The organism is Paenirhodobacter sp., from assembly GCF_050177655.1.
Classification (GTDB): domain Bacteria; phylum Pseudomonadota; class Alphaproteobacteria; order Rhodobacterales; family Rhodobacteraceae; genus Rhodobacter.
In genome coordinates this window covers 87,898-112,401 of record NZ_JBFXGV010000006.1, presented here as the reverse complement: position 1 = coordinate 112,401, position 24,504 = coordinate 87,898, and the positions used below count along the sequence as shown (strand labels likewise).

Below are 24,504 nucleotides of genomic sequence, written 5' to 3'. Positions count from 1 at the left end.
CGACATGAACATGGCAACCAAGGCAGCGCTGGCTCTCGCGCTGGTGGCCCTCGCGGCCTGTAACAATCCGGACAAATACGGCAAGAACGGCGGCGTGGTCGATCCGGGTGGCGCCTATGGCGACGGCGGCGTCTCGCAGGGCTCGATCAACGATCCGAACTCGCCGGCCTATTTCAACCAGTCGATCGGCGACATGGTCCATTTCCAGGTCGACCAGTCGACCCTGACCGACGAGGCCCGCGGCATCCTGAGCCAGCAGGCGCAATGGCTGAACGGCCACGGCTCCTATGCCGCGATCATCGAAGGCCATGCCGACGAACAGGGCACCCGCGAATACAACCTCGCGCTCGGTGCGCGTCGTGCGAGCGCGGTGCAGGAATACCTGATCTCGCAGGGCGTCTCGGGTTCGCGCCTGCGCACCGTTTCCTACGGCAAGGAACGTCCGCTCGCGGTTTGCTCGACCGAGGAATGCTACTCGAAGAACCGTCGCGCGGTGACGGTGATCTCGCTCGGCGCGGGGAGCTGATCTGATGCGGCGGGTGATGCTGGGGGCGGCCTTGGCGCTGGCGCTGGCCGCGCCCGCCTTGGCCGATGACAAGGCGCAGACGCTGGCCGATATCCGTTCGGAGCTTGGCCAGCTTTCGGCGCAGCTGCAATCCCTGCGTTCGGAGCTGGTCGCTTCGGGCGCGAAGGGGATGCAGGCGGCGGGCGGGTCTTCGGCGCTGCAGCGGATGGATGCGATGGAGGCGGAGCTGAGCCGGCTCACCTCGCGCACCGAGCAGCTGCAGAACCGGATCGACCAGGTTGTGAAGGATGGCACCAACCGGGTCGGCGACCTCGAGTTCCGCGTCTGCGAGATGGAAGAGGGCTGCGATCCCTCGACGATCGGGCAGACCCAGCCGCTCGGCGGGGCGGCCCCGGCCGCGCCTTCGGTGACGGCGGCGGCCCCGAGCAGCGTCGCGCCTGCGGGCGGCGATTTGGCGATGAACGAGCAAAGCGACTTCGATCGGGCCAAGGGGGTGCTCGATCAGGGTGACTTTCGCGGCGCCGCTGACCTCTTTAAGACCTTTGCCGAAACCTATCCGGGTGGCCCCCTGACGGGCGACGCGATGTATCTGCGCGGCCAGGCGCTGCATAAGGCGGGTGACGTGCCCGGCGCGGCGCGGGCCTGGCTCGACGCTTTCTCGGCGGCGCCCGAGGGGCCGCGGGCGGCGGACAACCTGCTCGAACTTGGCAAGTCGCTTGGCGATCTCGGCCAGAAGACCGAGGCCTGCGCGACCTTGGCCGAAGTGCCCGCGCGCTTCCCCGGTTCGGCCGCGGCCGGGCAGGTGGGGGCGGCGCAGGCGTCGCTCGGCTGTCCGTGAGCGGCGAACCGGAGCATCCCGTGCCCAAGGATCCCTCGACGCGCGCTTTCATGGCGCGCGTCGATGCGCTTTTCGGGGCTGTCGGAAACGACCGGGCCGCTCGGGACGATGCGCTGTTGGTTGGGCTGGGCGACGCGGCGCTGATGGTGGCGCGTCTGCGGGAGGGGGCCGGGTTTGGCCCTGTCGCCGTGGCAGTCTCGGGGGGCAGCGACTCGATGGCGGCGCTGCATGCGCTGCACGAGACGATGCCGGTGATTGCGGTGACGGTCGATCACGGGCTGCGCCCCGAAGCCGCCGAGGAGGCGCATTTCGTGGCGCAGGCGGCGGCGCGCCTCGGGATCGGGCACGAGATCCTGCGCTGGCAGCGCAGCGAAACCCACGGCAACCTGATGGATCAGGCGCGGCGGGCGCGGCAGGCGCTGATCGCCGACTGGGCGCGCGGGCGGGGCATTCGCCACGTCGTGCTGGGCCATACCGCCGATGACGAGGCCGAGAGCTTCGTGATGCGGCTCGCGCGCTCCTCCGGGCTTTCGGGGTTGAGCGGCATGCGCAAGACCTGGGTCGCCGAGGGCGTGCACTGGTATCGCCCCTTCCTGCGGCTGAGCCGGGCGCAGTTGCGCGGTTATCTGCAGCGCCGCGGGATCGGCTGGATCGAGGATCCGAGCAACGAGGACTCGCGCTTCGAGCGGGTGCGGGTGCGTCAGGCGCTGGCGCTGCTCGAGCCGCTTGGCGTGACGCGGGCGGTGATCGCGCAGGTGGTCGAGAATCTCGGCGAGGCTGAGGAGACGTTGCGCCATGTGTTGCGTGCGGAGGTCGGGAGCGTCGTGCTGGAGGATCGCGGCGATCTGGTGCTCGATCTCGGGACGGGCCTCGATCGGCTGCAGGGCGAGCTGATGCGGATGTTCCTTGATGCGGCGTTGCGCTGGGTTTCGCGGCAGGATTACGGGCCGCGGGCGGAAAAGCTGATCGACCTGTGGCACGATCTGCCCGAACTGCGGCAACGTACGCTGCATGGCTGTCTGATCAGCCGGCGCGGCGACAGTCTGCGCATCACCCGCGAGGCAAAGGCGGTGGCGGGGCTACGCGTGCCCTTGGGGCAGGTCTGGGACCGCTGGGCGCTCGAGGGACCGGCCGAGCCGGGGCTCGAGATTGCGGCGCTCGGGGCCGGGGGGCTGGTGCAGGTGAAGGACTGGCGCGAGAGCGGCCTGCCGCGCGCCTCGCTCTTCGCCTCGCCCGCCGTCTGGCGTGGAGAAGCGCTGATCGCCGCCCCGCTTGCGGGGCTCGAAAACGGCTGGAAAGCGCGAATTGACCGCGGCGCATTCGCCGCATCGCTAATCAGGCGTTGAACCTCCCGGTTTAATGCCTATTTTCACCCGAAAGGCGCCGGCCCGACCGGTGCCGGAACAAGTTTGGAGGTTCCCCTTTGGGCAACGCGCGCAACCTGGCCTTTTGGGCCGTGCTGTTCCTGCTGATCCTGGCGCTGTTCAACCTCTTCGGGGATGGACAGAGCGCGATGAACGCGCGCTCCGTGTCCTATTCGGATTTCATCGCCGCGGTCGACAAGGGCGAGGTGAAACAGGTCCAGCTCGACGGCGAGGATGTGCGTTATCAGCTTGCCGACGGCACCACTTTCTCCACCGTCAAACCCGAAAGCGACCAGATCGCCGAGATGCTGATCACCAAGGGCGTCGCGGTGAACGTGGTGAAGCAGCAGCAATCCGGCTTCATGTCGCTTCTGGGCGTCTGGCTGCCCTTCATCGTGATGATCGGGATCTGGATCTTCTTCATGAACCGCATGCAGGGCGGCGGCAAGGGCGGGGCCATGGGCTTCGGCAAGTCGAAGGCGAAGCTTTTGACCGAAAAGCAGGGCCGCGTCACCTTTGACGACGTCGCCGGCATCGACGAGGCCAAGGAAGAACTGGAAGAGATCGTCGAATTCCTGCGCAATCCGCAGAAATTCTCGCGCCTCGGCGGCAAGATCCCGAAGGGCGCGCTGCTCGTCGGCCCGCCTGGCACCGGCAAGACGCTTCTGGCGCGCGCGATCGCGGGTGAGGCGGGCGTGCCCTTCTTCACCATCTCCGGCTCCGATTTCGTCGAGATGTTCGTGGGCGTCGGCGCGTCCCGCGTGCGCGACATGTTCGAACAGGCGAAGAAGAACGCCCCCTGCATCGTCTTCATCGACGAGATTGACGCGGTGGGACGCGCCCGTGGCGTCGGCATCGGCGGCGGCAATGACGAACGCGAGCAGACGCTGAACCAGCTTCTCGTCGAGATGGACGGCTTCGAGGCGAACGAGGGGATCATCATCATCGCCGCCACCAACCGCAAGGACGTGCTCGACCCGGCGCTGCTGCGCCCCGGCCGCTTCGACCGGCAGATCCACGTGCCGAACCCCGATATCAAGGGCCGCGAGAAGATCCTCACCGTCCACGCCCGCAAGGTGCCGACCGGCCCCGACGTCGACCTGCGCGTGATCGCGCGCGGCACCCCGGGCTTCTCGGGCGCCGATCTGGCGAACCTCGTGAACGAGGCGGCGCTGATGGCCGCGCGCGTCGGCCGGCGCTTTGTCACGATGGAAGATTTCGAGCAGGCGAAGGACAAGGTGATGATGGGGGTCGAGCGGCGCTCGATGGTGCTGACCCCCGAGCAGAAGGAAATGACCGCCTATCACGAGGCCGGTCACGCCGTCGTCGGCCTGAAACTTCCGAAATGCGATCCGGTCTACAAGGCGACGATCATTCCGCGCGGTCAGGCGCTTGGCATGGTGGTGTCGCTGCCGGAGATGGACAAGCTCAACTACCACAAGGACGAGGCCAAGCAGAAGATCGCCATGACGATGGCGGGCAAGGCGGCCGAGATCCTGAAATGGGGCGAGGAGCATGTCTCGAACGGCCCGGCGGGCGACATCATGCAGGCCTCGGCGATTGCGCGGGCGATGGTGATGCGCTGGGGCATGTCGGACAAGGTCGGCAATATCGACTATTCCGAGGCGCATGAGGGCTATCAGGGCAATACCGGCGGTTTCTCGGTCTCGACCAAGACCAAGGAGCTGATCGAGGAAGAGGTCCGCGGCCTGATCGAGGACGGCTATGTCGAGGCGCGCCGAATCCTGACCGAGAACCAGGAGGAATGGGAGCGTCTCGCGCAGGGGCTGCTCGAATACGAGACCCTCACCGGCGACGAGATCAAGAAGGTGATGGCGGGCGAGCCGATTGGCAAGGATGACGACGCTGGCGGCAGCGCCGCGCCGGGCCTGCCCTCGGTCACCGCCCTGCCGAAGACGAAGCCCGCGGCAAAGGGCGATGACCCCGCCCCCGAACCCCTCGCCTGACACGGAGAAACCGATGGGCCGGACGCCCGGCAGGCAAGACTGGAACCCCGAAGCCTATGGTCGCTTTGCCGATCTGCGGCTGCAGCCCGCGCTGGATCTTCTGGCGCGGGTTTCCGAGCTTCCGCACGGGCGCATCATCGACCTCGGCTGCGGTGCCGGCGCGGCGGGGCCTGCGCTCGCCACGCGCTGGCCCGAGCGCAAGCTGATCGGCGTCGATGCCTCGCCCGCGATGCTGGAACAGGCGGCGGCGACCGGCGCCTATCGGCGCTGCGATCTCGCCGATATCCGCGACTGGACCCCGACGAAACCGCCCGCGCTGATCTTTGCCAATGCCGTGCTGCAGTGGCTGCCCGACCACCCCGCGCTGATCGCGCGGCTCGCCGGCGCGCTCGTGCCGGGCGGCAAGCTCGCGGTGCAGATGCCGATGCAATGGGGCGCGCCCTCGCATCGCTTCCTGCGCGATTTCGCCGCCGAGATGTTCCCCGACCGGTTCCCCGCCGAGGGCTGGAAATCGCCCGTCGCGCCCGCCACCGATTACGCGCGCATCCTCGCGCCGCTCGGCTCCGCCGCGGTCTGGACCAGCGAATATGTCCAGCGCCTCGCGCCCACCGAGGGCGCCCATCCGGTGCGCCGCTTCACCGAATCGACCGCGCTGCGCCCCTTCGCCGAAAAGCTGAGCGAAAGCGAGCTTGCCGCCTTCCTCGCCCGCTATGAGACGGCGCTCGCCGCGGCCTATCCGGCCGAGGCGGACGGCACCGTGCTCTTCCCCTTCCGTCGTCTCTTCTTCGTCCTCGAGGTGTCCTGATGCCTGCCCTGAAAGCGACCCAGTTCCGTGGCGAGATTGTCTTTCTGGGCCTCGTCGAGCCCGGCACGGGCCTTGCCTCGCGCCCGCGCGAACGGCTCGTGCTCGGCTTCGAGGGCGCCGAGGGGGAGGCGCATTCGGGTCGCACCCGCGCAAGCTGTTCGCGGGTGACCGAACAGCACGAGATCGGCACCGAGATCGCCAATACCCGGCAGGTCACGATCCTCTCGCAGGAGGAGCTGGCCGAGACCGCCTTCGTCATGCATCTGCCGCAGCTCATGCCGGAATGGGTCGGCGCCAATATCGTGCTGCGCGGCCTGCCCGATCTGACGCATCTGCCGCCCTCGTCGCGGCTGCAGGGGCCCGATGGCGCGACGCTGGTGATCGATATGGAGAACCGCGCCTGCGTGCTGCCGGGCAAGGTGATCGAGCATCACCACCCCGGCGCCGGCGCGCGCTACAAGCCCGCCGCGCATAACCGCCGCGGCGTGGTCGCCTGGGTCGAGCGGCCCGGCGTGCTCGAACTCGGCCAGGAGCTGCGTCTGCATATCCCCGATCAGCGCGCCTGGGAGCACATGGCCGACGTGCGCGGCTGAAGGCCGCGCCGGATTCCGCCCGCGCATGTCGCTTCCGGCCTTTTTCTTCGCCGCGCGAAACGGTTAGGCTGCGCGCGGAGGAGGATCCCATGCGTTCAGACATCGAGATTGCCCGCGCGGCCGAAAAACGCCCGATGCCCGAGATCGCCGCAAAGCTCGGCATCCCGGAGGAGGCGCTGATCCCCTATGGCCGCGACAAGGCAAAGGTCGACGCGGCGTTCATCCGCGCTCTGGCCGACCGGCCCGAGGGGCGGCTGATCCTCGTCACCGCGATCAACCCGACGCCTGCGGGCGAGGGCAAGACGACGACCACGGTCGGCCTTGGCGATGCGCTCGCCCGGATCGGCCAGCGCGTCGCGATCTGCCTGCGCGAGGCGAGCCTTGGCCCGAATTTCGGCATGAAGGGCGGCGCGGCCGGCGGCGGCATGGCGCAGGTCGTGCCGATGGAGGAGATGAACCTCCATTTCACCGGCGATTTCCACGCGATCACCGCGGCGCATAACCTGCTCGCGGCGATGATCGACAATCACATCTACTGGGGCAACGAGCTTGGCATCGACACCCGCCGCGTGAGCTGGCGCCGCGTGCTCGACATGAACGACCGCGCGCTGCGCGAGGTGGTCGTGGGGCTGGGCGGCGTCGCGAACGGTTTCGCGCGCGAGAGCGGCTTTGACATCACCGTCGCCTCCGAGGTGATGGCCTGCCTCTGCCTCGCCGAGGATCTCGCCGATCTCGAGGCGCGGCTCGGTCGCATCGTGATCGGCGCGCGGCGCGACCATTCCGCCGTGACCTGCGCCGAGATTGGCGCGGCGGGGGCGATGGCGGTGCTGCTCAAGGAGGCGATGCAGCCGAACCTCGTGCAGACGATCGAGCACACCCCGGCCTTCGTCCACGGCGGCCCCTTCGCCAATATCGCGCATGGCTGCAATTCGGTGATCGCGACGCGCACGGCGCTGCGGCTCGCCGATATCGTGGTGACCGAGGCGGGCTTCGGCGCCGATCTCGGCGCGGAGAAATTCTTCGACATCAAATGCCGCCTCTCGGGGCTGAAGCCCGCTGCGGCGGTGATCGTCGCCACGGTGCGGGCGCTGAAGATGCAGGGCGGCGTGGCGAAGGATGACCTTGGTGCGGAAAACGTCGCCGCGGTGGAGCGCGGCTGCGCCAATCTCGGCCGCCATATCCACAACACCCGCGGCTTCGGCATTCCGGTGATCGTCGCGATCAACCATTTCACCGCGGATACCGCGGCCGAGATCGCCGCGGTGCAGGCCTATGCCGCGAAACAGGGCTGCCAGGCGGTGGTGAGCCGGCATTGGGCCGAGGGCGGCGCCGGGGCCGAAGACCTCGCGCGCGCGGTGCTGGATCTCAGCGCCGAGGAAAGCGATTTCGCGCCGCTTTATCCCGATGACCTCGGCCTTTTCGAGAAGATCGAGACGGTGGCGAAGCGGGTCTATCACGCCGGCGAGGTGATCGCCGACAAGGCGATCCGCGATCAGCTCCACGCCTGGGAAAAGGCGGGCCATGGCCGCCTGCCGGTCTGCATCGCGAAGACGCAATATTCCTTCTCGACCGATCCCGCGCTGCGCGGCGCCCCCTCGGGCCATACCGTGCCCCTGCGCGAGGTGCGGCTGAGCGCGGGGGCCGGTTTCGTCGTCGCGATCTGCGGCGAGATCATGACGATGCCGGGCCTGCCGCGCCATCCGGCGGCGGAGAAGATCGGGCTCAATGCCGCGGGCGAGATCGAGGGGCTGTTCTGAGCCGGGGTTGAGAAGGCCGGGCCAAGGTGCGATAGGCCTTGGGCAAGATGGGAACGAGGCGTCAAGCGGGATGGACCGATGAGAGAGCCTGCCGAAATACCGAACATGACCGCGCTGCGCGCCGAGATCGACGCGCATGACGCGCGCATCGTCGCGCTGCTTGCCGATCGCGCGCGGCTGATCGACCGGGCCGCCCAGCTCAAGCCCGCCGAGCATATGCCGGCGCGGATCGCGGCGCGGGTGGAGGAGGTCGTCGCCAATGCGAAGGCGGAGGCGGCGGCGCGGGGGCTCGACCCCGAACTGGTCGAGGGGATCTGGCGTGCTATCGTCGAATGGTCGATCGCGCGCGAGGAAAAGGTGCTGGGCAAGGGAGAGGCGGAATGACCGCGACGATCATCGACGGGAAGGCGTTTGCGGCCAAGGTTCGGGCGCAGGTGGCCGAACATGTGGCGCGGCTCAAGGGGCAGGGGATCACCCCGGGACTCGCGGTGGTGCTGGTGGGCGAAGACCCGGCCTCCGAGGTCTATGTCCGCAACAAGGGCAAGCAGACCGTCGAGGTCGGCATGAACAGCTTCGAGCACAAGCTGCCGGCCGAGACCTCGGAGGCGGAGCTGCTCGCGCTGATCGCCCGGCTCAACGCCGATCCGGCGGTGCATGGCATCCTCGTGCAGCTGCCGCTGCCCGGGCATCTGAACAGCGATCTCGTGATCAACGCGATCGACCCCGCGAAGGACGTCGACGGCTTTCACATCTCGAACGTCGGGCTTCTGGGCACCGGGCAGAAGGCGATGGTGCCCTGCACGCCGCTCGGCTGCCTGATGATGCTGCGCGATCATCTGGGCTCGCTCAGTGGCCTCAACGCCGTGGTCGTCGGTCGCTCGAACATCGTCGGCAAGCCGATGGCGCAACTGCTGCTTGGCGACAGCTGCACGGTGACGATCGCGCATTCGCGCACGAAAGACCTCGGTGCGGTGTGCCGCGGTGCGGATATTCTGGTCGCCGCCGTGGGCCGGCCGGAGATGATCCCGGGCGACTGGGTGAAACCGGGCGCGACGGTGATCGACGTCGGCATCAACCGCATCGAGCGTGACGGGAAGAAAAAGCTCGTCGGCGACGTCGATTTCGCCTCGGCCGTGGAGGTCGCCGGCGCGATCACCCCGGTGCCGGGCGGCGTCGGCCCGATGACGATCGCCTGCCTGCTTGCGAACACGCTCACCGCGTGCTGCCGCGCCAATGGATTGCCCGAGCCCGAGGGGCTCACGGCGTAAGGAAACGCCTGACGACATGTCGCAGCCTCCGGGGGCGACATCCCCTTTCGTTCTGCCTGACCCGGACGTTAAGCATATTGCGTCCGGCGTCGGCACCATGTAGCAAAAGTTCAATTCGTTACCGGCGATGACGGGTGGGGATGACCTCCTTCGCGCAATCATACCGCAGGGCCTTGTTACAACCCATTCTTCTCGTGATTTGGGTCACCACCTCGCTTTTTGGGGTGATAGCAGGTCCGTTCGGCACCCTCGAGGCGATGCCGCTCGCGACCCGCGCCTGTTATTGGCCGCTGTTGATCGCGATCGGTATCGCGATCGGGGCCTTTCTGCGTGTGACCTTGCAGCAAAGGCTTGGGCTGCGCAGCTATGCCGCCGAGGCGCCGGCGCTCGCGCTTTTCGCCACGCTGCTGCTCACCCCGCCGTTCTGGCTGATCACCTGCCATCTCGCCGGGCCTTCGGTGACCCCGTCCTGGGGGAACATGGCGCTCTATATCTTCTTCGTCTCGATCGCGACCTCGACCCTGCGCCATGCGCTGGCGGCGATGCCGCATGTGCCGCTGATGGAGACCCCACCCGAGGCGGAGCCCGATCCGCCCGGGCCGCGTCTGCTCGCGCGGCTCGAGCCGACGCTGCGCGCGCCGCTCGTGCGGATGCAGGTGCGCGACCATTATGTCGATGTCGTCACCGATGCCGGCTCCGACAGCCTGCTCCTGCGGCTTGCCGATGCGATCGCGGAAACCGAGGGCGAGCCGGGGCTGCAGGTGCATCGCTCGCATTGGGTGGCGCTGCGCGCGGTAGTGGCGCTGCACCGCGGTCGCGGCAAGGTGGTGCTGCGGATGCGCGACGGGGCGGTGGTGCCGGTCTCGCGCACTTATCTCGCCGAGGTCGAGGCGCTGGCGCTGCCCGAGGCCGGGCGCGAGGAAATGCGCCGCGCCGCCGAGTGACGCTGCCGACTGCGCCCTCGGGTCAGTGGACGATCTCTTCCTCGCGCACGAACATGTTCGACCAGGCGCGATCGACCAGATCGGGGGTCATCTGATAGGGGATCCCCTCGAATTCGCAGATCGCGATCATCTGGTCGATCAGGAAGATCGGCTGATAATTGGCGAAGACATTGTCGATCGTCGGGTATTTCACCTTCAAAAGATGCACGAGCGCCTTTTCATCCAGCGGCATCTTGCGCTTCTTCGCCACCATCGAGAAGATTTTCAGGTAATCCGACTGGCTCGGCCCATCGATCTTGATCTTGAAGAAGATACGGCGCAGCGCCGCCTTGTCGAAGATCTGGTTCGGGTGGAAGTTGGTCGAGAAGATCACCAGCGTGTCGAAGGGCACCTCGAATTTCTCGCCCGATTGCAGCGCGAGGATGTCGCGGCTTTCCTCGAGCGGAACGATCCAGCGGTTGACCAGTTTCTGCGGCGGTTCCGCCTGACGGCCAAGGTCGTCGACGATGAAGACGCCGCCCGAGGCCTTGAGCTGGAGGGGCGCGGTATAGGTGCGCGCCGTCGGGTTGTAGGTGAGGTCGAGCATGTCGAGCGAGAGCTCGCCGCCGGTGATGACCGTCGGCCGGTCGCAGAGCACATAGCGCGTGTCGAAACGGTTGCCGCTCTTGCGCAGGGAGTTCGGGTCGTCCTCCTGCTCGATGACGGCGCTGTGCACGATCGGGTCGTAGACGGTGATGACCTGACCCGCATATTCGATCGCGCGCGGCACATAGATCTTGTCGCCGATCGCGTCGCGGATGCCGTTCGAGATCGAGGATTTGCCGTTGCCGGGCGGGCCATACATCAGGATCGAGCGGCCGGAGGAAACCGCCGGCCCAAGCTGGTCGATCAGCGTCGGCGGCAGGATCAGATGCCCCATCGCCGAGGTCAGCTGCGTGCGGGTCAGCTGAATGTTGCGGATCGACTGGCGCTTCACCTGATCGCGGTAGATGTCGAGCGGCACCGGCATCGCGCCGTAATATTCCGATTGCGACAGCGCATCGAGCGCGCGCGCCTTGCCCGCATCGGCGAGCTGATAGCCCATCTCGCCGCCCGAATTCGCATGCAGCGTGCCGGTCGCCTCGATCAGCCGCTGGGTGCGGCACAGGTCGACCAGCTCCTGCGTGAGCGTCAGCGGCAGCGCGATCAGCTTCGACAGGCCGGTGATCGTGTCCATATTGGTGCGGAACATCGTCTTGAGCAGGATGTCGCGCATCATCACCACGTTGACGCCGACCTCCGCCAGCGTGCGCGGCGGCACCGGGGCCATCACGTTCGAAGCCATCATGTTCATCGCTCTGCCTGCCTCTTTCAGTGTCCAGCCCCGATGCGGCGCCGTCCGCGCCTTCGGCGGGCGCGTGTCGGAGGCCACAGCCGGCGGCTTTGTCCGGCAACGGGATTCACAGGGGCAAGATGCGCGGCTATTGTGGCCAAAAGTGGGAAAAAGCACGGAGAGGCTGGGATGACGGGCATGAAACGGGCGGCGGAGCCCGGACGGTTGGCGGCGGGGATCGGGGTATTCTCGCTGATCCTCGCGGTGCTGCCGTTTCTGCGCGGGGCGCTTTACGTCACGCAGCACGAGGGCGACACGCTGCATCTGGCCGACCTCGTCGAGCGGATGGCGGAATGGGGGCAGCTGCCGCATTATGACTTCATGACGCCGATCGGGATCGGCGCGCTCTGGCCGATCGCGATCTTCGCCAAGGCCGGCATGGGCCTCGGACATGCCTTCTTTGCCGCGCAGGCGCTGGTTGCCGCGGTGCTCTTCCTGCCGGTGCTGCGCGCGGCGCAGTCGCGCCTGCCGGGCGCGCTCGCCTGGGCCTATGCCGCCTATGCGATGGGGCTCTGCCTCGCGCTCGTCTATGGCGAGGCGACGGCGGCGACCTCGGTCTCGATGCATTACAATCGCTGGGCCTGGGCGCTGGCCTATATCGCCGTGCCGCTCGCGATGTTCGAGCCGATCGGGCCGCGGCGCGCGGCGCTCGACGGGGCGCTGATCGGCCTCGCGCTCGCCGGGATGGCGCTGGTGAAGGTGACCTATTTCATGGCCTTCGCCCCGGCGATCACCGTGGCGCTGCTGGCGCGGCGCGATTTCCGTACGCTCGGCGTGGCGCTGCTCGCCGGGCTCGCCGTCGCCGGTGCGATGACCCTGCTGCTCGGCGCCGATTTCTGGCGCGCCTATCTGCATGACCTCGCCACCGTCGCCGCCTCCGACAGCCGCGCCGCCCCGGGCGAAAGCTTCTCCGGCATCCTTGCCGCGCCGCGTTTCGTCGCCGGCACCTTCCTGCTTCTGGCCGCGGTGATCTTCGCGCGTCAGGCCGGGGCGATGGTCGAGGGGCTGGTGCTGCTCTTCCTCGTGCCGGCCTTCCTTTATGTGACCTATCAGAACTACGGCAACGATCCGCAATGGCTGATGATGCTCGCGCTTTTCGCGTTGGCGCTGCGCCCCGAGGGCGGCGTGACCAACGGCTTGGGCTGGCGGCTGCGCGAGGCGTTTCTCGTCGTCGGCGTGGGGGCGGCGGCGATCGGGGCGGGGCCGGCGATCAACCTCGTCTGGAGCCCGCTGCGCCATGCTTTCGCCGATGCCGAGGGGACGGTGCCGCTCTTCTCGATGCGGCCGAAGGATGCCGATGTGCTGGTGCAGGCGCCGCGCGTCTACAAGGTGACGATGACGGTGCCGGGCGACGCGCCGGGCTCCGCCTATGCGGCCTATGCGACGCTGGGCGAGGACAAGGAGCCGCAGAAACCGGTGATGCTGAACGGCGAGGCCCTGCCGGATTGCGAGCTGGTGACGGGCTATGACGCCTGGTTCGAGACCGCGGCGAAGGATCTGGAAGCGGCGGGCTATGCCCATTCCGGCGTGCTGATCGCCGATCTCTTCACCGCGCTCTGGCTTTACGGCCCGTTCAAGCCGGTCGAGGGCGCGGCGCCCTGGTATTACTCGGGCGCGCCGGGGATCGAGGCCGCCGATCATGTCCTCGTGCCGCTCTGCCCGACGGGTCGGACGCGCCGCGCCGAGATCGTCGAGGCGATCGACACCGCCGGCTATCGCCTCGTCGAGGAGCGCCGCACGCCGACCTATATCCTGCTCAAGCCGGAGAAGAAGTGAGGGCCGAAGAAGAGGTAAGCGGAGGGGCGCTGCCCCTCTTGGCCTGCGGCCAATTCACCCCGAGGTATTTCGGGCAAGATGAAAGCGCGGCGGGCCTCTTCATCTTGCCAAAAATACCTCGCGGGGGTCCGGGGGCGCGAAGCCCCCGGCGGTGCCTGCTGCGCCTCAGCCGGTGGTGAGCGCGACGATCGCGAGATAACCCCAGAGCGTTGCGATCAGCGCGAGGCCGAAGGGGAAATCCTTGCGCTGCCAGCTGACCCAGTCGGGCGCCATCCGCCGCACCGCGGGCACTGCGCGCAGCGCACGATGCGCGGCAAAGGCGCCGAGCAGCGAGCCGGCGAGCAAAAGCACCATCAGCTGCACATGGCTCGTCGCGGTGGAAAAGAACGGCGCGGCGGCGGCGGCGAATTTCACGTCGCCCATGCCGACCCCGGCCGTCGCATTGAGCAGCACGCCGATCGCCAGCACCACCACGAGGTTGATCCAGCGCCAGGCGTAGACGTCGAGCGGCAGCAGGAACGGCCCCGCCACCGCGAAGACCGCGATCAGCGCGATCACCGCGACGTTGAAGATCTTCATGTATTTCAGGTCGGTATAGGCGACCCAGAAGCAGATCGGCGTGACCAGCACGAGAAAGGCGAGGGCGGAGGCGGGCACCGAAAGGCCAAGCATGATCAGCCCTTCTTCGAACCGGCCTCGAGCGCCTCGAGCGCGCGGGAGGCCTCTTCGAAATAGACCGGCGAAGTGTCGATCGCGTCCTGCAGCAGCCCCTTGCCGATCGTCACATCGCCCTGTTTGATCGCCGAAAGCGCCGCCGTGTACAGCAGATGCGCGCGCTCGTTCTGGTTCATCTCGACCACGGGCAGATCGTATTTGCGCTGCGCCGCGCGCGCCAGAACGAGGTTGTTCTTCGAGGTGAAGGAGGTCGGATCATAGGTCAGCGCCTCGGCGAAGAGCTTTTCCGCCCCTTTCGCATCGCCGCGGGTCAGCTTCGAAAAGCCCCAGTTGTTCAGCACCGGGCCCGGCCGCGTCGTCAGCCCCGAGGCGGTGTCGTAGAAGCTGTCGGCCTTCTTCCAGTCCTTCTTCGAATCCGCCACCATCGCCTCGAGCTTGTAGCGCTCGAAGGTCTCGAAGGTCGGCGGGATCGTGTTCAGCGTCGCCTCCGCATCGGCCCAGTCGCCGGCGCGCATCTGCGCATCGGCAAGGCCGACGCGGTCGTCGTTCGTCGCCTCGGGCATCGCCACGAGCTTCGTCCAGGCCTTCACCGCCTGGTCGGGCTGGTTGTTGCGCACGAGCGATTTCGCGAGGCCGCGCTGCAGGTCGATGCGGTCGGGGTTCTCGCCGGCGGTGCGGGTGAAATAGTTCACCGCCTCCTGCGGGTCGCCCACGGTGAGCATGATGTCGGAGAGGTTCGTCTCGTCGATCGCGTTGACGCTTTTCAGCGCGCGCGTCGCCTGAGCATCCTTGCCGCCGCAGCCTGCAAGGGCGATGGCGCAGCCCGCGAGGGCCGCGAAGAAGATCGGGTGGCGCATGTTTGTGCGTCCTTTTGCTCGTGCCTCATTGGCTCGTCAGCAGAAGGTAATCGCCCACCCCGCGCCGAACCAGTTTGAACGGTCTGTCCTGCACCGGATCATACGCAGGTTTCTCCATCTTGGCGAGCGCGAGACGCAGGTTTTCGCGGATCGAGTCCGATTGGCCACTATCGAGCGCGAAGGCGGTCTGGAAGGTGCGCGCGGCTTCGGGATATTTGCGCTCCTCCATCAGCACCACGCCGAGGTTGTTCCAGGCCGGCACGAAGGTCTGGTCCTCCTCGACCGCGCGGCGCAGCATCTGTTCGGCCTGGCCGAGCCGGCCGAGCTTCAGATCCGCCGAGCCGATCGCGGAGAGCACGTCGACCGTCGCCCCCTGTTCCGAGGCGGCCCGGTAATAGGCCTTGAGCGCAAGCTCGTATTCCCCCGCGGCCATCAGCCGATGCCCGACGATCAGCCCGTCGATGCCGTCGCCCTTCGCCGCGCCGGGCGCATAGGGGCTGTCCGACGGCGCGCTGAGGCCGCCCATGCAGGCGGCCAGAGGGCTCAGGAGAAGAAGCGCACAGAGGCTGCGCCGGGCAGGGGTCATGGATCACATGCCGATCGACTTGAAGTTCTCCATCATATCATGGACCGACGGGCCCACAAGGATGATGAGCAGCGGCGGCACCGTGAACATCATCGTGCCGAGCGTCATCTTCGTCGGGATCTTGTTCGCCGCCTCCTCGGCGCGCATGATCCGCTTGTCGCGCATGTCGGCCGCATAGAGGCGCAGCGCCTCGGCGATCGAGGTGCCGAATTGCTGCGACTGGATCATCACGGTGACGAAGCTCATCACGTCGGGCACGCCGGCGCGTTCGCCGAAGGCGCGCAGCACCGTGGGCTTGTCGAGACCGGCCTTGATCTCATGGGCGACGGTGGCGAATTCCTCGGCCATCGCGGGATAGGAGGCCTCGAGCTCCTTCGACACCCGGATGATGCCCTGGTCGAGCGACTGCCCCGCCTCGACGCAGACGAGCAGCATGTCGAGCGCGTCGGGAAAGCCGTTCTGGATCTCGGCGGTGCGCGCGGCGATGCGCTGGTTCACCCAGCGTTTCGGCGCGTAATAGCCAAAGACGCCCGGCAGCACGATCGCGAGGATCATCACCGTCGAGGAGAGCGGCACCTCGTGGCTCGAATTGTAGAACATCGTGTAGAGCAGGCCGAGCGCGAGCAGACCGAGCGCGCCGGCGAACTGGATCGCGTGGAAGCTGCGCACCGCGCCCGGGCTGCGATAGCCCGCCTTCTGCAGCCACTTCCGGCTCTCGGACATTTCCTCCTTGCTCTTCGGCTCGAGGAAGCCCGCGAATTTCTCCAGCTTGTCGTTGCCCTCGCCGCCGGCGCGCAGCTTCTGCGCCTTCTTCTCGGCGCGGCTCGCCGCCCCCTGCGCCGCGGTCACCGCGCGCAGCTTGTCGAGCGGATCCTCGCGCTTCTTCAGCATCGAGGGCAGCGCGGCGAGGATCATCACCCCGCCAAGCGCGGCGAGCGCGATCACCGGGCCCATCGGACCCAGGGTATCGGTCAGCATCGTCAGGATCGGATTGTCGCTCATCGCGGATGCCTCACACCTTGATCGTCGTCATGACCTTCATGAAGATCACATTGGCCCCGAGCAGCGCGAAGACGATCAGCGCCGCGGGGATGAAGGCCGGGGTTTCCTTCACCGCGTCGTAGTAATGCGGCGAGACCACCTGGATGATCACCATCACCACCACCGGGAAGGCGGAAAGGAACACGCCCGACCATTTCGGTTCGGCGGTGATCGCGCGCACCCGGCGGAACAGACGGAAGCGCGAGCGGATCACCTTGGCCAGGCCTTCGAGCACCTCGGCGAGGTTGCCGCCCGAGGTCTGCTGGATCGAGACGGCCACGGCGAGGAAGCGCAGATCCTGCATGTCGAGCCGTTCGGCCAGGTCGCGCAGGCTCTCCACCACGTTGCGGCCATAGGCGGCCTCGTCGGCGATGATGCCGAATTCGGAGCCGAGCGGATCGGGGATCTCCTTCGCCACGGTCTGGATCGCGGAGGAGAACGGGTGGCCGACGCGCAGCGAACGCACCATCAGCTCGACCGCGTCGGGCAGCTGCTCCTCGGCGAGCTTGATGCGCTTGTTCGCCTTGCCGCTGACCCAGAAATAGATGCCGCCGACGCCCATCAGGATCGCGAGCGCGATGCGCACCGGCACCGAGGCCTGGGTGCCGATGCTGAGCCCGACGAAGGCCACCACCGTCACCAGCGCCATCACACCGATCAGCGCCATCGGCGAGAAGGCGATATTGGCCTTCTGCGCCTTGGTGGCGAGCAGCGAATAAAGCGGGATGCCCTTCGCCTGCATGTGCTGATGCGCTTCCTTGCGCAGCTGCTCGAGCACCTCCTCGCGGCGGGTGCCCTTTTCCAGCATCTCCAGCCGGCGGTTCAGCCGGTTGTTGAGCGAGATCGACTTGCCGAAGACGAGCAGATAGATGCCCTCGACGAGCAGGAGCACCGCGACGAAGATCAGCCCGTAGATGATCGGCGTGGGAGAGATGATCATGGCAGCCTGTCCTCCTTAGTCCTGCACCGGCTCGTAGATCGAGGCGGGCAGGTCGTAACCCCATTGCCGGAAACGATCGGAATAATGCGACCGCACGCCGGTCGCGGTGAACCGGCCGATGATCTTGCCGTCGGGCGCAAGGCCGAGGCGCTCGTAGCGGAAGATTTCCTGCATCGAGATCACGTCGCCCTCCATGCCGGTGAGCTCGGTGATCGAGACCATCCGGCGCGAGCCGTCCTGCAGGCGGCTGGCCTGCACGATCAGGTTCACGGCCGAGGAGATCTGCGAGCGCACCGCCTTCAGCGGCATCTCGATACCGGCCATCGCCACCATGTTCTCGAGACGCGAGATGCCGTCGCGGGCGTTGTTGGCGTGGATCGTGGTCATCGAACCGTCGTGGCCGGTGTTCATCGCCTGCAGCATGTCGATGACTTCCTCGCCGCGCGTTTCGCCGACGATGATGCGGTCGGGACGCATGCGCAGCGCGTTGCGCAGACAGTCGCGCTGGGTCACCGCGCCCTTGCCCTCGACGTTGGCGGGGCGGCTTTCCATCCGGCCGACATGGGTCTGTTGCAGCTGGAGTTCGGCCGTGTCCTCGATCGTCAGGATGCGTTCGGCATTGTCGATGAAGGAGCTGAGCGCGTTCAGCGTGGTGGTTTTACCGGAGCCGGTACCGCCCGAGACGATGATGTTCAGCCGCGTCGCCACCGCCGCCTGCAGATAGGCGGCCATTTCCTCGGTGAAGGCGCCGAAGCGCACCAGATCGTCGACGCCGAGCTTGTCCTTCTTGAATTTACGGATCGAGACGAGCGAGCCGTCCACCGCGATCGGCGGCACCATCGCGTTGAAACGCGAGCCGTCGGCAAGACGGGCGTCGACATAGGGGTTCGATTCATCGACGCGGCGGCCCACGGCGGAGACGATCTTGTCGATGATCCGCAGCAGGTGCTTCTCGTCCTTGAAGGTGATGTCGGTCAGCTGCAGCTTGCCGCCGCGTTCGACGAAGATCTGCTGCGGCCCGTTCACCAGAATATCGGAGACGGTCTCGTCCTTGAGCAGCGGTTCGAGCGGGCCGAGGCCCATCACCTCGTCGTAAAGCTCCTGGTAAAGCGCCTGACGCTCGGTGCCGTTGAGCGCGACCGACATCTCGGTCATCGCCTCGTTCGAGATCGCGGCGATTTCCGTCTTCAGCTCGCTTTCCGAGGCGTGCTCGAGCGCGGCGAGGTTCAGGTTCTCGAGCAGTCGCTTGTGCAGCTCGACCTTGAGCTCGCTCATCCGCTCCTTGCGCTTCTTCTCCTTGCCCTCGACGACGGCCTGCGCCGAGGTCGCGGCACCGGGCAGCGGGCGGCGATGCACCTGCGGCTTCACCGCCTCGGCGGCGGCGGCGGGGGCATTGGCGGGCAGCGGCGGCGGCGCGGCGCCCGGGGCGGGGCGGGCGGCGGTCTGGGCTCCGGTCTTCTTGTAACGCGAGAACATCTCGAACCTCCGAATTCAGGCCGTTCAGGCCGTGGCCGCCGCGGCGGCGCGATCCACTTCGAGGATCGACTGCGCGAGTTTCTGGATCTCCTTGCGCAGCGGCGCCTTGGCGGCACTGAGCGCGAGCGGCAGCCCGTGATCGTTCGCCTGGGTCACCACCCGACCGGCGTCCGTCAGCTGCACCTCGATCGAGATGTCGAGGCTCTCGGCCAGCCGCTTGACCCGGCTCTTGCCGGTGAGATCGGTGAATTTCGGCGCGCGGTTGAGCACGTAGCGCAGCTTCTCCGCCGGCAGGTTCTCGGCGCGCAGCGCGCGGATCATCCGCAGCGCATTCTGCGCCGAGCGCATGTCGAGCTCGAGCAGCGCGAAATAGACATGGGCATGGGTCAGCACCGTCTCGGTCCAGCTCACCACCGTCGAGGGCATGTCGACGACGACGAAGTCGAAATTCGCCCGCGCCATGTCGAGCAGACGCTCGATGTCCTCGCCGGTGACGAAATCGAGCGGCAGCATGTCGGCCGGCGCGGTCAGCACATGCATCTTGTCGTTGAAGCTCAGCAGCGCCTGCTGGAAGCTTTCGGCATCCATATGCGCGGTGTCCTGCAGCAGCTCGAAGATCAGCTCGCGGCGCGGCAGGTCGAGATAGGTCGAGGCCGAACCATACTGGAAATCGAGGTCGATCAGGCAGACGCGCGGCGCGGTCACCGGGGCCTTCTTCGAGGGCTCGGGATTGGCGAGCTCCCAGGCAAGGTTGACGGCGAAGGTCGTCGCGCCGACGCCGCCGGCAAGGCCATGCACCGCGAGGATCACGCCATCGCGCCCGCCGGTCGCCTGGAAGGTCGGCGCGCCATCGGTCGCATGCGGCAGCTCGGGCGGCAGCGCCGACTGGCCGAGCCGCTCGATCGCCTCGTGCAGCGCGCCTTCGGGAAGCGGGTAGGGGACGAAGTCGTCCGCGCCCAGACGCAGCAGCTGATGCAGCGCGATCGGGCTGACCTCCTCGGCGATCAGGATCACGCGGATCCCCTTTTCCTTCGCCTCGGAGATGATGCCCGAGATCCGGGCGAGGTCATGCTCGTCCTCGCCATCGACTGCGATCGCGATGAATTCGAGCGCGTCGGCATCGGGTTGCGCGAGGAAGACGACGGCATCCTGAAAGGTGAGGTCGCCCCAGCTTTCGCCGAGCTCGGCCTCCATGTCTTCGATGAGAAGGTCGAAATTGGAAACGTCGCGGGAAACCGTGCAGGCCAGGATCGGCGCCGGTTCCGGGTTCAAAACAGCTGCTGCACTCATTGCCTCACGTCCTTTGTTGCGCATTCCGCGACGGCGCCGGGAGGGGTGAGACGGACCCGATGCACCCGCGGAATGGGCACGACTCGGATGTCGTACCTTTCCTGCTGTTCCCAAAGGTCGCGGTCAATCTGGGCGACATTGGGGCCGGATTGTTCCAATTGTGGGGTATTGGGCGACGATCACGCAAAAGGGGCGGGCTTTGTTCGCAAAGCCCGCCCCCGATTGGATCGTATGGTGAAACGGATCAGCCGCCCGAGGCGCCACCCGTGGCCACGCCCGCGGTGGTCTGGTTCTGCACGCCGATCACCGGCGGCGGCACCGCCGAGCGGACATATTCGCGGAAGATCACCTCGGCATATTTGCCGTTCAGCGGCGGCGGCGCGTTCTTCACGAAGCCCGAGACCTCGGTCACGGTGCGCCGGTTCTGTTCGTTCGGGGCCTGGGTGTAGACCAGCGGCTGCGTCTTGCCATAGGACACCACCGCCTCCAGCCGCGAGCGCGAAATGCCCTGCGAAACCAGATAGTTGACCACCGCCTTCGCGCGTTTCAGGCCCAGCGCCTTGTTATAGGCGTCGGTGCCGACGAGGTCGGTATGGCCATAGACGCGGAAGCGCACCTCGGGGAACTGCTTGATCCAGTCCGCCTGGCTGCGCAGGATCGCCTGCGCCTGACCGTCGAGCACCGCCGAGTTGAAGGCGAAATTGACCGTGTTGGGCACATCGGCCGCGAATTTCCGCGTCAGAGAGATCGCGAAATCACGCTGCCCGGTCATCACCAGCGTGTTGTTCATCGTCGCATTGCCGAAGCCGCCGGTCTCGTATTCCGACCCGACCTCGCCGTTGAACGACTGCGCGCTGCAGCCCGCAAGCGCGAGGCCCGCCGCAAGGATCACCGAAAACCGCATCGCACCGCCCCCAAGCTGCATCGCTCACTCCATCACATAGCCATAGGAGCCGGAAAAGTCCTGCTTGGCAACCTCGGCCGCGGCGCCGGAGGTCTTCGCGGTCTTGCCAAAGAGGAACAGGTCCGACTCGCTCGGCAGTTTCACCCGGTCGGTGGGCAGCGCAAGCGCCTCGCCGCGGGTGGGGGTGACGAGATGGGGGGTGACGATGATCACGAGTTCCGACTGATGCCGTTCATAAGAGGCCGAGCGGAACAGCGCCCCCAGCACCGGCACATCGCCGAGCCACGGGATCTGGTCGTTCAGATCGTTGAAATCGTCCTGCAGCAGGCCGGCGATGGCAAAGCTCTCGCCGTCGCGCATCTCGACGGTGGTCGAGGTCTCGCGCTTCTTGAAGGCGTTCACCGAGAAGCCGCCGTTCGACATCGTCACCGACGTGTCGATCGCCGAGACCGAGGCCGCGATCTCGAGGTTGATGAGGTCGCCGTCGACGACGCGCGGGGTGAAGGCCATCTCGACGCCGAAGGGCTTGTAGGAGATGGTGATGCCGCCGTTGTCGTCCACCACCGGGATCGGATATTCGCCACCGGCGAGGAATTTCGCCTGCTGGCCGGAGAGCGCGGTGAGGTTCGGCTCGGCGAGGGTGCGCACGACGCCCTTCGACTCGAGCGCCTCGAGCAGCACCGCGAATTCGAGGTTGCCGGCGGTGAAGCCAAGCCCGATCGCGCCCTTCTGCGAGGAATCGATCGGCATCGTGCCACTGTCGAAGGCGTTGGCGATCGCGCCCGACTGGGTGAAGTTGCCGGTGCCCGAGACCACGCCGGTCTGCGCCGAACCGCCGCCGACCGTGCCGCGCACGCCCAGCGAGGCGGCGAGGTTCTTCGAGACCGAGCGCTGCATTTCGGCGAAGCGGATCTTCAGCATCACCTGCTGGGTGCCGCCGACCGTCATCAGGTTGGAAACGCGGTCACTCGCGTAGCGCTTCGCGAGGTCGATCGCGCGGTCGAGCTTAGCCGCCGAGGAGACGGTGCCCGAAAGCACGATGCCGTCATTGGCGGTGCGCACCTCGACATTCTCGCCGGGCAGGATCTGCTTCAGCCGTTCCTTGAATTCGGCGATGTCGGGGGTGACCTGCACCTCGACGTTGGAGAGCAGCTTGCCATCGGCGCCGAGGATCGTCATCGTCGTGCGCCCGGGCAGCTTGCCGAGCACGTAAATCGTCTTGTCGGAGAGCGTCGTCACATCGGCGATGCCGGGATTGGCGATCGAGAGTTCGGAGAAGGGTTGATCGCTTTCGACCACCACTGCGCGGTTCATCGGCACGTTGAGCGGCGCCGAGCTGGAGCCCGACATCACCCGCAGCGTTTCCGCCTGAACCGGGGTGAGAACCGAAGTGCCAAGCGCGAAACCCAACGCGCAGGCCGAAAGAAAACCTTTAAGATTCATGGTGATCCTGCCTCTCCGATCACGCCACACTGCCCGGATCTGCGTCCGTTTCTGGGTCTTTTTTGCCCGTCTTGCCGCCGACAATGCCCGAATGGGGCAAATATTGCAACGATCAACCGCTTGTGAGCGGAATTTCCTTCACTTTTGCGACCTTTGTGCGAAAGCCCCCGCCGGCGGCGGGGGCTGGAAAGCTCAGTTGCAGGGGATCTCGGTCTCGATCACGTCGGTGCCCTTGCGGGTCTTGATCGTGCAGACTTTCGGCGCCTCGACCTTGACCACGGCCTGTTCCTGGATGCCGAGCAACTTGTTGCGGTCCACCTCGATCGTGCCGAGATCGGCGGTGTTCTTCATGCCGACGAGCGAGAGCGTCAGCCGCCCGGTCGATTGCGCCAGCGTCAGCGCCGCGACCTGTTCGGGGGTGACCTCGGCGGTGACGGTGCGGGCGAGCTGCGTTTCCTCGCTGCGGTCGGCGTCCGCGCTCTGGTCGATCGCGATCAGCTTGAGATTGGTGTCGATCAGCTTCGTCACCGGCTGGTCGCCGACCTGGCCCGACCAGTAGACATCGACCCGGTCGCCCGGCCGCAGGAAGCCCGAGACGGCGGTGCTCGCATCGACCTGGATCGTGAAGGCGCGCATGTCGGGCGCAAGATTGGCCATGATGCCCGCATCGACGCCGGGGGCGGTGATCTTCGAGGCGAGCAGCGGCTCGTTCGCCTCATAGGAGCGCAGCGCGGCACGCGGGCGGGTCTCGCCGGTGTAGAAGGCGGCGAGTTTCGCCTCGGGCGTGCCCTGCGGCGCATTGATCGTGTTGAAGATCCCGGGCGGCACCTTGTTCGCCTGCATCTTCGCGGTGTCGAGATCGTCGATGGTGAAGCGTTCGCCGTATTTCAGCGGATGCTTGACGATGACGACATCGACGAGGGCGGGCATATGCGCCTGGCTTGCGAGCAGATAGTCGCGTTCGGCCTGGGACTGGGCGATCGTTTTCTGTGCCATGTAAACGGCAACACCGGCCAGTCCGACGCCCAACACCAGAAACAGGGCGAAGATCATCCGCATGTTTCAGTCTCCTTTCCCGGGCCACGGGCCCATTAACCAGAACGCACCCTCGCGCCCAATCGCGGCAATTTCATGGCCACGCCGCGGATTGCGGGATCACGGCTGCGTGGCGGGCGCGATCAGAAGGTGGTGATGACGTGCTGGGTGCCGATATAGGTCGCGACATCCATCGCGGCATTGTCGGTGTTGTTCCAGATCACGCCGCCGACGACCGCGCCAAGCGCGACCACCGAGGCCGTGAGCACCACCCAGTCGACGGTGACGGCGCCATCTTCGGCGCGCAGTTTCTTGAGGGCGTGAGGCAATCTCATTTTCATTCCGTTGGTCCCCAACTCTAATCGGAGCGTTATGCGCCGAACCTTCCGAGTGTTGTGCCGGGGATTGAAGGCACAAATTGGGCGAATTCGGGATCAATTCAGGATTTGTTGACCTAGGGTCACTCAATGCGAAAGGCCGCCCCGAGGGGCGGCCTTTCTCCGTTTCGGCCTGGGCCGAAATCAGAACGTGGTCTTGACGGTCGCGGTCGCGAGGTAGGACGCGATGTCCGACGAGAGCGTGCCGGTTTCCTTGCGGATCAGGGTCAGCGCGGCGGCGCCGAGGCCGACGACGGCGGCGGTCAGCACGACCCAGTCAACGGTCACGGCGCCGTCTTCTTCGTTGCGGATCTTGCGGGCGATTTTGAAGAATTTCATGTCTGTCTCTCCAGTGTGCCAAAAGGCGGGTTTCGTTTCGGGCCGCGGTGCCACTTGCGTTGGGCACCCTGCTCGGCCCCTGCATCGCGGATGAGACCCTTATCGCGGTGAATCGTGTCTCGATTGGGGCGTGTTGCGTTCTTCTTCGGGGCGTTTTCGGGGGGCTGTCGTGGCAATCGGGCGGCCCCGCTCGAAGGGGCCCGAAATGCGAAAGGCCGCCCCGAGGGGCGGCCTTTCTCCGTTTCGGCCTGGGCCGAAATCAGAACGTGGTCTTGACGGTCGCGGTCGCGAGGTAGGACGCGATGTCCGACGAGAGCGTGCCGGTTTCCTT

24 protein-coding genes are annotated in these 24,504 nt (G+C 66.7%); 11 read left to right on the top strand and 13 right to left on the bottom strand.

Annotated elements, in window-relative coordinates:
• The first annotated feature begins 4 nt into the window (after positions 1 to 4).
• The 10 genes from pal (at position 5) to AB7U46_RS04615 (ending at position 10,062) form a co-directional block, all read left to right on the top strand.
• A complete protein-coding gene (pal, locus tag AB7U46_RS04660; protein ID WP_428335770.1) occupies positions 5 to 526 on the top strand; it encodes a peptidoglycan-associated lipoprotein Pal in 522 nt (173 codons plus the stop codon).
• 4 nt (positions 527 to 530) lie between these two features.
• A complete protein-coding gene (gene ybgF / locus AB7U46_RS04655; protein ID WP_428335769.1) occupies positions 531 to 1,364 on the top strand; it encodes a tol-pal system protein YbgF in 834 nt (277 codons plus the stop codon).
• A gap of 20 nt (positions 1,365 to 1,384) precedes the next feature.
• On the top strand, positions 1,385 to 2,710 hold the full coding sequence (gene tilS, locus AB7U46_RS04650; RefSeq protein WP_428335768.1) for a tRNA lysidine(34) synthetase TilS: 1,326 nt from the start codon (positions 1,385 to 1,387) through the stop codon (positions 2,708 to 2,710).
• Positions 2,711 to 2,787: 77 nt separating this feature from the next.
• Positions 2,788 to 4,695: an ATP-dependent zinc metalloprotease FtsH gene (gene ftsH, locus AB7U46_RS04645; protein ID WP_428335767.1), complete on the top strand. Its 1,908-nt coding sequence runs from the start codon at positions 2,788 to 2,790 to the stop codon at positions 4,693 to 4,695.
• A 13-nt stretch (positions 4,696 to 4,708) separates the two neighbouring features.
• On the top strand, positions 4,709 to 5,500 hold the full coding sequence (locus AB7U46_RS04640; protein WP_428335766.1) for a methyltransferase domain-containing protein: 792 nt from the start codon (positions 4,709 to 4,711) through the stop codon (positions 5,498 to 5,500).
• A complete protein-coding gene (locus AB7U46_RS04635) occupies positions 5,500 to 6,093 on the top strand; it encodes an MOSC domain-containing protein (protein ID WP_428335765.1) in 594 nt (197 codons plus the stop codon). Before AB7U46_RS04640 ends, AB7U46_RS04635 begins: the two co-directional genes overlap by 1 nt.
• Before the next feature lie 89 nt (positions 6,094 to 6,182).
• Positions 6,183 to 7,850, top strand: a complete 1,668-nt coding sequence (locus tag AB7U46_RS04630) for a formate--tetrahydrofolate ligase (protein ID WP_428335764.1) — start codon at positions 6,183 to 6,185, stop codon at positions 7,848 to 7,850.
• A 78-nt stretch (positions 7,851 to 7,928) separates the two neighbouring features.
• Entirely contained in the window at positions 7,929 to 8,234 is a 306-nt protein-coding gene (locus tag AB7U46_RS04625; RefSeq protein WP_428335763.1) for a chorismate mutase, read from the top strand.
• The gene (folD, locus tag AB7U46_RS04620; protein ID WP_428335762.1) at positions 8,231 to 9,118 is read left to right on the top strand and encodes a bifunctional methylenetetrahydrofolate dehydrogenase/methenyltetrahydrofolate cyclohydrolase FolD; all 888 of its coding nucleotides are present in this window, start codon (positions 8,231 to 8,233) and stop codon (positions 9,116 to 9,118) included. Before AB7U46_RS04625 ends, folD begins: the two co-directional genes overlap by 4 nt.
• A 257-nt stretch (positions 9,119 to 9,375) precedes the next feature.
• Positions 9,376 to 10,062: a LytTR family DNA-binding domain-containing protein gene (locus AB7U46_RS04615; RefSeq protein WP_428335761.1), complete on the top strand. Its 687-nt coding sequence runs from the start codon at positions 9,376 to 9,378 to the stop codon at positions 10,060 to 10,062.
• Between the two features lie 22 nt (positions 10,063 to 10,084).
• Here the strand turns inward: AB7U46_RS04615 and AB7U46_RS04610 are convergent, their stop codons facing one another.
• Positions 10,085 to 11,395, bottom strand: coding sequence for an ATPase (locus tag AB7U46_RS04610; protein WP_428335760.1), 1,311 nt, complete (start codon positions 11,393 to 11,395; stop codon positions 10,085 to 10,087).
• 168 nt (positions 11,396 to 11,563) lie between these two features.
• On the opposite strand from AB7U46_RS04610, the gene AB7U46_RS04605 reads away from it, so the two are divergent.
• Positions 11,564 to 13,210, top strand: coding sequence for a hypothetical protein (locus tag AB7U46_RS04605; protein ID WP_428335759.1), 1,647 nt, complete (start codon positions 11,564 to 11,566; stop codon positions 13,208 to 13,210).
• Positions 13,211 to 13,375: 165 nt separating this feature from the next.
• Here the strand turns inward: AB7U46_RS04605 and AB7U46_RS04600 are convergent, their stop codons facing one another.
• The 12 genes from AB7U46_RS04600 to AB7U46_RS04545 all read right to left on the bottom strand — a co-directional run bounded on the left by AB7U46_RS04600 (position 13,376) and on the right by AB7U46_RS04545 (position 24,173).
• Entirely contained in the window at positions 13,376 to 13,882 is a 507-nt protein-coding gene (locus tag AB7U46_RS04600; protein ID WP_428335758.1) for a prepilin peptidase, read from the bottom strand.
• A 2-nt stretch (positions 13,883 to 13,884) separates the two neighbouring features.
• Positions 13,885 to 14,742, bottom strand: coding sequence for a tetratricopeptide repeat protein (locus tag AB7U46_RS04595; RefSeq protein ID WP_428335757.1), 858 nt, complete (start codon positions 14,740 to 14,742; stop codon positions 13,885 to 13,887).
• Between the two features lie 25 nt (positions 14,743 to 14,767).
• Positions 14,768 to 15,268, bottom strand: a complete 501-nt coding sequence (locus AB7U46_RS04590; RefSeq protein ID WP_428335756.1) for a tetratricopeptide repeat protein — start codon at positions 15,266 to 15,268, stop codon at positions 14,768 to 14,770.
• 63 nt (positions 15,269 to 15,331) lie between these two features.
• Complete coding sequence (locus tag AB7U46_RS04585; protein WP_428335755.1) at positions 15,332 to 16,330, bottom strand: type II secretion system F family protein; 999 nt, start codon at positions 16,328 to 16,330, stop codon at positions 15,332 to 15,334.
• Between the two features lie 10 nt (positions 16,331 to 16,340).
• A complete protein-coding gene (locus tag AB7U46_RS04580; RefSeq protein ID WP_428335754.1) occupies positions 16,341 to 17,309 on the bottom strand; it encodes a type II secretion system F family protein in 969 nt (322 codons plus the stop codon).
• Positions 17,310 to 17,324: 15 nt separating this feature from the next.
• Positions 17,325 to 18,785 carry a CpaF family protein gene (locus AB7U46_RS04575; RefSeq protein WP_428335753.1) on the bottom strand — a complete coding sequence of 487 codons (1,461 nt, stop codon included), beginning with the start codon at positions 18,783 to 18,785 and terminating at the stop codon, positions 17,325 to 17,327.
• A 24-nt stretch (positions 18,786 to 18,809) separates the two neighbouring features.
• The gene (locus AB7U46_RS04570) at positions 18,810 to 20,075 is read right to left on the bottom strand and encodes an AAA family ATPase (RefSeq protein WP_428335752.1); all 1,266 of its coding nucleotides are present in this window, start codon (positions 20,073 to 20,075) and stop codon (positions 18,810 to 18,812) included.
• Between the two features lie 244 nt (positions 20,076 to 20,319).
• Entirely contained in the window at positions 20,320 to 21,000 is a 681-nt protein-coding gene (locus tag AB7U46_RS04565) for an OmpA family protein (protein ID WP_428335751.1), read from the bottom strand.
• Positions 21,001 to 21,003: 3 nt separating this feature from the next.
• Positions 21,004 to 22,422: a type II and III secretion system protein family protein gene (locus AB7U46_RS04560; RefSeq protein WP_428335750.1), complete on the bottom strand. Its 1,419-nt coding sequence runs from the start codon at positions 22,420 to 22,422 to the stop codon at positions 21,004 to 21,006.
• 192 nt (positions 22,423 to 22,614) lie between these two features.
• The gene (gene cpaB, locus AB7U46_RS04555; RefSeq protein WP_428335749.1) at positions 22,615 to 23,481 is read right to left on the bottom strand and encodes a Flp pilus assembly protein CpaB; all 867 of its coding nucleotides are present in this window, start codon (positions 23,479 to 23,481) and stop codon (positions 22,615 to 22,617) included.
• 119 nt (positions 23,482 to 23,600) lie between these two features.
• Positions 23,601 to 23,792, bottom strand: a complete 192-nt coding sequence (locus AB7U46_RS04550) for a hypothetical protein (RefSeq protein ID WP_428335748.1) — start codon at positions 23,790 to 23,792, stop codon at positions 23,601 to 23,603.
• A 186-nt stretch (positions 23,793 to 23,978) separates the two neighbouring features.
• Positions 23,979 to 24,173, bottom strand: a complete 195-nt coding sequence (locus AB7U46_RS04545; RefSeq protein WP_428335747.1) for a hypothetical protein — start codon at positions 24,171 to 24,173, stop codon at positions 23,979 to 23,981.
• Positions 24,174 to 24,504 lie beyond the last annotated feature (331 nt).

Bases quoted from the DNA above. Each gene is read 5' to 3' on its own strand.
- pal (WP_428335770.1), top strand. From the start codon at position 5: ATGAACATGGCAACCAAGGCAGCGCTGGCTCTCGCGCTGGTGGCCCTC.
- ybgF (WP_428335769.1), top strand. From the start codon at position 531: ATGCGGCGGGTGATGCTGGGGGCGGCCTTGGCGCTGGCGCTGGCCGCG.
- AB7U46_RS04640 (WP_428335766.1), top strand. From the start codon at position 4,709: ATGGGCCGGACGCCCGGCAGGCAAGACTGGAACCCCGAAGCCTATGGT.
- AB7U46_RS04635 (WP_428335765.1), top strand. From the start codon at position 5,500: ATGCCTGCCCTGAAAGCGACCCAGTTCCGTGGCGAGATTGTCTTTCTG.
- AB7U46_RS04630 (WP_428335764.1), top strand. From the start codon at position 6,183: ATGCGTTCAGACATCGAGATTGCCCGCGCGGCCGAAAAACGCCCGATG.
- AB7U46_RS04625 (WP_428335763.1), top strand. From the start codon at position 7,929: ATGAGAGAGCCTGCCGAAATACCGAACATGACCGCGCTGCGCGCCGAG.
- folD (WP_428335762.1), top strand. From the start codon at position 8,231: ATGACCGCGACGATCATCGACGGGAAGGCGTTTGCGGCCAAGGTTCGG.
- AB7U46_RS04615 (WP_428335761.1), top strand. From the start codon at position 9,376: ATGCCGCTCGCGACCCGCGCCTGTTATTGGCCGCTGTTGATCGCGATC.
- AB7U46_RS04610 (WP_428335760.1), bottom strand. From the start codon at position 11,395: ATGAACATGATGGCTTCGAACGTGATGGCCCCGGTGCCGCCGCGCACG.
- AB7U46_RS04605 (WP_428335759.1), top strand. From the start codon at position 11,564: ATGACGGGCATGAAACGGGCGGCGGAGCCCGGACGGTTGGCGGCGGGG.
- AB7U46_RS04600 (WP_428335758.1), bottom strand. From the start codon at position 13,882: ATGCTTGGCCTTTCGGTGCCCGCCTCCGCCCTCGCCTTTCTCGTGCTG.
- AB7U46_RS04595 (WP_428335757.1), bottom strand. From the start codon at position 14,742: ATGCGCCACCCGATCTTCTTCGCGGCCCTCGCGGGCTGCGCCATCGCC.
- AB7U46_RS04590 (WP_428335756.1), bottom strand. From the start codon at position 15,268: ATGGGCGGCCTCAGCGCGCCGTCGGACAGCCCCTATGCGCCCGGCGCG.
- AB7U46_RS04585 (WP_428335755.1), bottom strand. From the start codon at position 16,330: ATGAGCGACAATCCGATCCTGACGATGCTGACCGATACCCTGGGTCCG.
- AB7U46_RS04580 (WP_428335754.1), bottom strand. From the start codon at position 17,309: ATGATCATCTCTCCCACGCCGATCATCTACGGGCTGATCTTCGTCGCG.
- AB7U46_RS04575 (WP_428335753.1), bottom strand. From the start codon at position 18,785: ATGTTCTCGCGTTACAAGAAGACCGGAGCCCAGACCGCCGCCCGCCCC.
- AB7U46_RS04570 (WP_428335752.1), bottom strand. From the start codon at position 20,075: ATGAGTGCAGCAGCTGTTTTGAACCCGGAACCGGCGCCGATCCTGGCC.
- AB7U46_RS04565 (WP_428335751.1), bottom strand. From the start codon at position 21,000: ATGCAGCTTGGGGGCGGTGCGATGCGGTTTTCGGTGATCCTTGCGGCG.
- AB7U46_RS04560 (WP_428335750.1), bottom strand. From the start codon at position 22,422: ATGAATCTTAAAGGTTTTCTTTCGGCCTGCGCGTTGGGTTTCGCGCTT.
- cpaB (WP_428335749.1), bottom strand. From the start codon at position 23,481: ATGCGGATGATCTTCGCCCTGTTTCTGGTGTTGGGCGTCGGACTGGCC.
- AB7U46_RS04550 (WP_428335748.1), bottom strand. From the start codon at position 23,792: ATGAGATTGCCTCACGCCCTCAAGAAACTGCGCGCCGAAGATGGCGCC.
- AB7U46_RS04545 (WP_428335747.1), bottom strand. From the start codon at position 24,173: ATGAAATTCTTCAAAATCGCCCGCAAGATCCGCAACGAAGAAGACGGC.